Origin of the sequence: Rhodovulum sp. PH10 (assembly GCF_000293785.1) — a bacterium.
In the GTDB taxonomy this organism is placed as follows: Bacteria; Pseudomonadota; Alphaproteobacteria; order Rhizobiales; family Xanthobacteraceae; genus Rhodoplanes.
In genome coordinates this window covers 1-6,677 of the sequence record NZ_AKZI01000176.1, presented here as the reverse complement: position 1 = coordinate 6,677, position 6,677 = coordinate 1, and the positions used below count along the sequence as shown (strand labels likewise).

9 protein-coding genes are annotated in these 6,677 nt (G+C 56.9%); 6 read left to right on the top strand and 3 right to left on the bottom strand.

The window, feature by feature from the left end:
- The coding region (locus A33M_RS20720) for a GNAT family N-acetyltransferase (RefSeq protein WP_157223600.1) at positions 1–323 on the top strand (323 nt) is incomplete at its 5' end.
- A 128-nt stretch (positions 324–451) separates the two neighbouring features.
- Here the strand turns inward: A33M_RS20720 and A33M_RS20715 are convergent.
- Positions 452–1,996, bottom strand: a complete 1,545-nt coding sequence (locus A33M_RS20715; RefSeq protein ID WP_008391586.1) for an argonaute/piwi family protein — start codon at positions 1,994–1,996, stop codon at positions 452–454.
- The gene (locus A33M_RS20710) at positions 1,996–3,480 is read right to left on the bottom strand and encodes a toll/interleukin-1 receptor domain-containing protein (RefSeq protein ID WP_157223599.1); all 1,485 of its coding nucleotides are present in this window, start codon (positions 3,478–3,480) and stop codon (positions 1,996–1,998) included. The genes A33M_RS20715 and A33M_RS20710 overlap by 1 nt, the downstream gene beginning before the upstream one ends.
- A 125-nt stretch (positions 3,481–3,605) precedes the next feature.
- Between A33M_RS20710 and A33M_RS24290 the strand changes: the two genes are divergently transcribed.
- The 4 genes from A33M_RS24290 (at position 3,606) to A33M_RS24280 (ending at position 6,209) form a co-directional block, all read left to right on the top strand.
- Entirely contained in the window at positions 3,606–3,806 is a 201-nt protein-coding gene (locus A33M_RS24290) for a hypothetical protein (RefSeq protein ID WP_157223598.1), read from the top strand.
- Positions 3,807–3,833: 27 nt separating this feature from the next.
- Positions 3,834–3,977, top strand: coding sequence for a hypothetical protein (locus A33M_RS24285; RefSeq protein ID WP_008391583.1), 144 nt, complete (start codon positions 3,834–3,836; stop codon positions 3,975–3,977).
- A gap of 793 nt (positions 3,978–4,770) precedes the next feature.
- A complete protein-coding gene (locus tag A33M_RS20705; RefSeq protein WP_040622274.1) occupies positions 4,771–5,559 on the top strand; it encodes an alpha/beta fold hydrolase in 789 nt (262 codons plus the stop codon).
- 437 nt (positions 5,560–5,996) lie between these two features.
- On the top strand, positions 5,997–6,209 hold the full coding sequence (locus A33M_RS24280) for a hypothetical protein (RefSeq protein ID WP_008391582.1): 213 nt from the start codon (positions 5,997–5,999) through the stop codon (positions 6,207–6,209).
- 106 nt (positions 6,210–6,315) lie between these two features.
- Here the strand turns inward: A33M_RS24280 and A33M_RS25335 are convergent, their stop codons facing one another.
- Positions 6,316–6,462 (bottom strand): hypothetical protein, encoded by a 147-nt coding sequence (locus A33M_RS25335; protein ID WP_337460013.1) that lies wholly within the window; start codon positions 6,460–6,462, stop codon positions 6,316–6,318.
- A gap of 50 nt (positions 6,463–6,512) precedes the next feature.
- On the opposite strand from A33M_RS25335, the gene tnpB reads away from it, so the two are divergent.
- Positions 6,513–6,677 (top strand): IS66 family insertion sequence element accessory protein TnpB (gene tnpB, locus A33M_RS25330; RefSeq protein ID WP_337460014.1); only part of this gene is annotated, 165 nt, incomplete at its 3' end.

Below are 6,677 nucleotides of genomic sequence, written 5' to 3'. Positions count from 1 at the left end.
CCGCCCTCACGACCATCCGCAGAAGGTGGGGCCAAAACGACGCTTACGCCAAAACGACGCTTACGGTTCCCGTCATCATCCTCGCGCGGCTTGCCGTAGACCATGCATGGCAGGGGAAGGGGCTTGGCGCCGCCCTTGTCGTCGATGCCATGCGGCGCATCTTGCAGGCGGCGGATATCGCGGGTGTCCGAGCAATGGTCGTCCATGCCAAGGACGAAAACGCCCGGCACTTCTATGAACATCTTGGTTTTGTGCCGTTTCCCGGGGAATCTCTGACGCTCTATCGCCTTCTCAAGGACATCCGCGCAATGCGCGATAATTGATCGCCCCCCGACTTGCCGAGGAGAAAAAGCAGAAGCTCACGAAAGCGGTTGGCGAAATCCATGACGATTAAACGGGCTCTCAAGACCGTTCCACAAGAATTTCGAATTATAGCGCGCCACCGATCCTGTTATATGTAGAATTTGAAAGCAAGTTTCGGCTCACTAGTTTGCGGGGCAGCCAGGATAACCTCGCCGACGGCGTCAGCAAATCGGATGGTCACGGGAAGTCGGTCATTGTACAGGCAAGAATTGAAGTTGATCTTTGTCAAACTCATGACGTCTTCCAGCACTATTTTCAAGGGACACTTGCCTCGTTGCACTTTGACATGAACTGGGTTGGGCGTTTCCGGACCAATATAAGTATCAAGCCGTGGCGCATATCCGGATGTCCACAGGTAGGCGTCAGTATCGGACAGCAGAATGGCTGTACCGCGCAGCACGGGATACTTGCCTGGGCGAAACAGCTTCAAGGCGTCCTTCGCATCGGAGATTTGGACACCGACAACGTTCGTCTCGGGCGGTGCACCACTTACAAAGCCGTCCCATTCTTCATCAGTAAAAAAAGATTTAGCATGAAGAAAAAGTTCGGATGGCGGATTATTGTCGTGCTGATCGCGGTATTCCTGAACAACCATTTCCACGAGCCTTCTGGCCGCAGGCTTGTCGATGTGGAATTGTTTAGTGTCAGAGTGATACCAAGGGCCGAGCGCGCCGCGGAACACGACGCCTTCTCCGCTCGATAAAAACATCTGCGCCGCGCAGCAGGCAAATCCATCGTCAACCCTGGCATCGCGCTTCTTGTAGGCAAGACCGACGTAGCATACACCGGAGCGCACGTCCGCTAACTGCCACGGCCGACCACCAGCCTTGTAGTAGGCGCCTGTTGACAGCTTCCAGGCGACCGTTGCTGGGTCTTCGAGGCGTCGCTTGGGTTGCCCGTTGCTCTTCGGAAAGTCATTCGGTGCGAGGGTGGTCTCGCGAATGATCTGGGTGACAATCTTGTGCTCCAGAAGACGCGCCTTGAGCTGCCGCCGGAAGTGTGTCGCATATTTGTAGACGTCGGCTTCCGCTGTATCCAAGCCGAACAAGGTAGGCTGCTCATCGAGCTTTAGCGCCTCGGCCTTTGTCATCCTGACGCGGCCTTGGATTTTCTCCTTGGACGGCACTTTCGAGAGAGGGCGACCGAGGTCGTAGACCTCCTCGGGAATCACAACGAACCAGAAGCTGGGCGGGTCTTCCATGCGATTGCTGCGTGCAACTAGCGCTTCAACATACAAGTCGACCGCCCCCTTGATCGCCTCGTTTCGATTTGCGATGCGCAACGCCTTATAAATCGCGTCGGGCTCGATCGTGTCGATGACCGTCTTCGGCTTGATCGGCCAAGCTGCATTGTAAGCGGCGGCAAATCCCGGGAATGCGACGTGTTGCGGCTCAATCGCCTTGGCGCCCTTCCTGGGCGGCGGCACATCGATCAATGTCGCGATCGATTTTGCCCAGCGCTCGAAGCGCTCAACGCCGGCCTTGGTGCCGATTACGCCGTAATGGATTTCAGATCGGCCACCGTCGACTGGGCCATACAAAAACAGCCCGTCCCGAGGATAAGACAGCGTCTGGCCGTATTTGAATTCGAGCTTGGGTTCGGGAAGATGTATGAGGGTTAGTGAAGTTTTCATCAATCATCTCCCTCATCATCGTCATCGCCCTGATCGTCATCGTCGCGGTCGACCATCAACTCATCGTCTTCCTCCTCGTCGCTTGTGGCCACATCCGAGGATGAACTCACGCCGAATGCGGCTTCGAAGGTCTTCGGCGGCAAGCTGAGGCGCATGACGGCACCTTCACCGAGCGTGATGTCGATGAACTCCGCACCGTCCGCGAGCCAGTACCAGAACGCGAGAAGAAGATCGCGCCACTTGTCATTGCGCCATCCCTTGCAAAACGTCCGGCGCATGCGGTGCAGTCGGCGCGCGTCGCCGATCAACTCGTGACCGTTCGAGGTGAAGACGACGCGGCCGGACACCCGGACGTGGCGGATCGGACCAGATTGCGCCCAGCAGCTTATGCCATAGTGCCAATGAAACGCGCGCTTCTCGGAACGCCCGACAAGTTGCCGACGGCCCTTAAGATCACCCCAGGCGAAGCTCTTCTGATCCATCGTCGCATGCCGCGCTGTGGCCCACCACGCGTTTCGCCCGTTAGCGTACTCAAAGGGCTTCAGCCCCTTTGTATCGAAGTAGGAATCTAATGCGCGCCGGCTGATGTCGGTAAATTTCGGGCGGCAGTCTTTTGGCGTAAGGCGCTGGGACTGCCAACCGGAACCAAGGAATGCGTCGCTGTCGCAGGTGTCGACGATTTGCAGAGGCAGGTTCGGACCAAAATATTCCTGCAATTGGTGATGAGGCGCAAAGCTGATGAAGCCACGGTTGTGTGCGGAAATCGGAATAGGGCAAGCCTTGATCGCAGCTTGCGCGGCGCCAATCGATATGCCGCCTTTAAAGTCGTAGAAGATAATGGACGCAGGAAGGGAGTCGATGGAAATCCAGTTAGAAATCAGCAGTTCCGGGCCCGGTCCGACCGTGCGAGCGTCCTTCAACTGAAGTCCCTGCCAAATCTGAGCCTGATCGTTTGGCGCGTTCTTCGGGACGCCCACCTCGTCGAGGAGGGCGACCAGCTCAACCAACCCCTCCGCCCAGCTTCTTTCAAAATTGATATATTGGGCGTGGGCGATCTGGAGTGGCTTTTCGTAGGCCTTGAGGCGCAGCGGCACAATAAAGCCGTCCTCCTTCAAGCTCCTGCCGGTCTCGTTCGCAATCGTGATTTCATTGCGAACGCCCTGTTTTTGTACCCCGTGCGGCGTTGCAACCAGCAAGAAGCGCTTTGCCTTATTGCGGATCGCGTCTTCGAGGATGCGCTCCCAATCATCGCCGCCCTTCAACCTAAGGACGTCGGCAAAGACGTGGTACCCGAGCGCAGTGAGCTTACCGCCAAGCCAGAGGGTGAAGGCGTTATCCTCGGGCGTGGCATGGCTAATAAATATAGCTTCGCGCTCCGGCTTAGGGGCAGCGTTTGGGCCGCTATGCGATTTTGATGGACCAATCGACAAGGGCATCCCCATCAATTCGTTGAAGTCTTCTTTTCGCTCTAGCCGGTTCGGCACCTCGGACTTCCGGCTCGCGTAATAATAGCAACCTCGGACGCGGTGCCCCTTGTGCGTGCCACCTTGTTCCAAGAGTCGCAAGCATACAACCTAGTCAATGTTCATGTAATGTTCACGCAAAAAATATGAATGATCAGGTGATTGAGCCCGGCTCCGTCCGCATCCGGCCCACACGTGCTCAGGCGGAAGCAAATGAGGAGGCATTTTACGAACTGCTCAACGTGGTCCGGGCAGCGGGTCGCCTCAAGCTCGAGACGATCGCCGAGGTTCTCGGCAAAAAGTCGTCAAATCCGGCACCGAACATGCACAGGCGAATTCAAAATTAGACGCTGAACAGTGTCGAGAGAAGGGCGTTGCTCAATTACATCGTCGACGAGGAGAATCTGCTTTCGGAAAAGTGCCGCCGCGACCTTCGTAGCACTGATGATGCAGCGTATTTTGCATTCCTGAACGTCATCGACGTCAAGGAGACCTCGCAGGACCACAATATCCGCTGAAGGGTGCTGTCAGGATTATTCAGAGCATCAATTCAGCAAAGTGTATCGCCACAGCATTCGGCCGAACCGGCGCCGTGCGACGCCGGGGCTGCGCCCAGCCCAGGGCGCGCCCGTCCTCGCCGACCCAATACCGGAGCCGAAGCGGCTCGCTGATCGGCACGTCGGATCAGCGTCGAACTTGAAACCTCATCAACGTTGCGATTGAGCCGGGCCCGCAACAAACGCTCACTCCCCGATGACAACGAGCTTCTGGATTTATCCGAAGTGCAGTTTATTATTGAAAACGTGATTGCCTCGCTTGCCTTCATCGAACGTCTTGAGGTTCGGCACAAATCTCAAGCTGGCAATCCCAGGATTGCCTCTTCGGCGGCCTGCTTTGATTATTGTGCCGGTCGTCCGTCCCATGCTCACAAATATCCGCTACGAATTTCTTGGCCTTCGCTTCGCCCCCTTTGGTGATAACTCCGAGGCGTCGCACAGGTTATGGGGCGAGCGCGCATGACGAACTATGCTTCCGAATTCGAGATGATGCTCGCACCATTCGGTGATGGCAGGTGGCAAATGAAACATCTTGGATGGCGAAGGCCGCCGCCACCAGCGCTGAGCGCGAAAGATTTCCTTCGGCAGCTTGTCAATCGCAGTGCCAAGGTCCTAGATACCGTTAACATGTGGCCGTCGTCACAGGATGAAAGAGGCGCTAAGCCTTATATGAATCAACGGGCGGCCGCCCTCAACTATCTATAACAGTTTGCCCATATTCAATTCGATTTACCGCACTCAATAGGTAGCATTGATGATCTACGCCCCTAAACAAACAGTCGCTGACGGGCGTATCGTACGCCTCGAGAACCTCGAAATCTATTACGAGGAATACGGAGCCGGGGAACCGCTCGTACTCTTGCACGGCTTTGGCGGTAGCGGACAGAATTGGTATGCATTCAAGGAACGCCTTGCGAAGCACTACCGGCTAATCTTGGTCGACCTGCGCGGCCATGGTCACTCGACCAATCCCGAGAACCGGTTTACCCACAGGCAAGCCGCCAAGGATGTGTTCCTCTTGCTTGATGAACTCGGAGTGGACCGCTTCTGCGCAATGGGTGTCAGCACAGGCGGGATGATTCTTTTGCACATGGCAACGAGCCAGCCGAACCGAATCGAGGCGATGGTTCTGGCGAGCGCCACGACTCACTTCCCCGAACAGGCCCGGGCAATCATGCGCAGAGCATCGTTCGACTTCATGCCGCGCGATGTACAGGATATGTATAGAGAATGCGCAAAACGTGGTCGCGAGCAGATCGATCAGCTGGTCCGACAGTTCAACGCGCTCGGGGATAGTCAGGAGGATATGAATTTCACCGGACAAGAATTGTCAGGCATCAAAGCGCGGACTCTCATTGTGCACGGCGACCGCGATACTTTCTTTCCCGTCGACATTCCTGTGAACCTCTATCAGTCCATTCCCAATGCGGCGCTTTGGATTATTCCTGATAGCGGTCACGCTGCCATATTCGATCCTGCCCTTCCTTTCACCGCCGTCGCTCTTCAGTTTTTGCGCAAGTCGGTTGGCATGGCACAGCCGTAAAGCAAGAAGTGGGCTGTCGTCCTTTAACAGTGTGCGAAGATAACACCGCTTACGCTGGAATGCTCTTGCAAGCCTCGCGATGTCCGGAACCGGCCCCGAGATCGAACAGCAGTTCCGCCCGCATGTGGGCGGGTATCTGTCTGCCCGCGCCACCGTACATCCGCTGCCGAATGAGCATTGCCGAGATGCTCGGCGTCGGCACCGAGATCGAGGCCATGCCGGTCCTCGATCTGCGATCCCCGCACCAGATCATGGACGATTTAAACGCCCTATGATCGCGTCGCAATGCCTGACAACACATTGGATTGTCGGGGAAAATATATTCCCAGCGTCGAATTAATCAATTGGAATGATGTATTTCTTATATTTTCCATCATGTCCAATGACGTTATCGACACCACCGAAAATATCTACGAAGACGCGGTGGAACGGCCGCCATGGCCCTCAATCGCGCCATTGATCTCTATTATTTCCTCTGCCTTTTGATCATGATCAAACGCCTCGACAATCGCTCCGACCTTCCCGACAACATCCTCGAAACGCTGGCCGAGCGCGATCCTGCGGTGAAGGCCGCCTTGCGGGAGGCAGGGCTTTGGCTTGAGAACAGAGCGTATGGACAGTCATACGCACAGGGCCTTCGAGCGGCTTGAGATCGTCGAGAGGGGGCGTCGTCGTCGCTGGAGCGACGAGGAGAAGCTGAAGATCGTGCTGGAGAGCCTGGCTGGCCCTCGGCTGGTGTCCGGCGACGGCGCGGCGTCACGGCATTTCGCGCTCGCAATTGGTGACGTGGCGGCGCGCCTTTCGGGCCGAGCGTATCGGATCGGAGATCGGGCCGACCTTCGTTCCCGCGGTGCTGGCACCGAAGCCGTCGAAGCTGGAGATGACGGCGGCGGCCTCACGCATGGAGATCGTCCTCGTCGGCGGGCGGCGGATCGTCGTCGACGCCGATGTCGATGGCGCGGCTCTGGCCCGGGTCGTTGCCGTGCTGGACCAGTCATGATGCCGATCCCGAGTGGGGGGTGAAGGTCTGGCTGGCGACGGGACACACGGACATGCGCAAGGGCTTTCTCGGCCTGTCGCTGCTGGTCCAGGAGGTATTGAAGCGCGATCCGATGAGC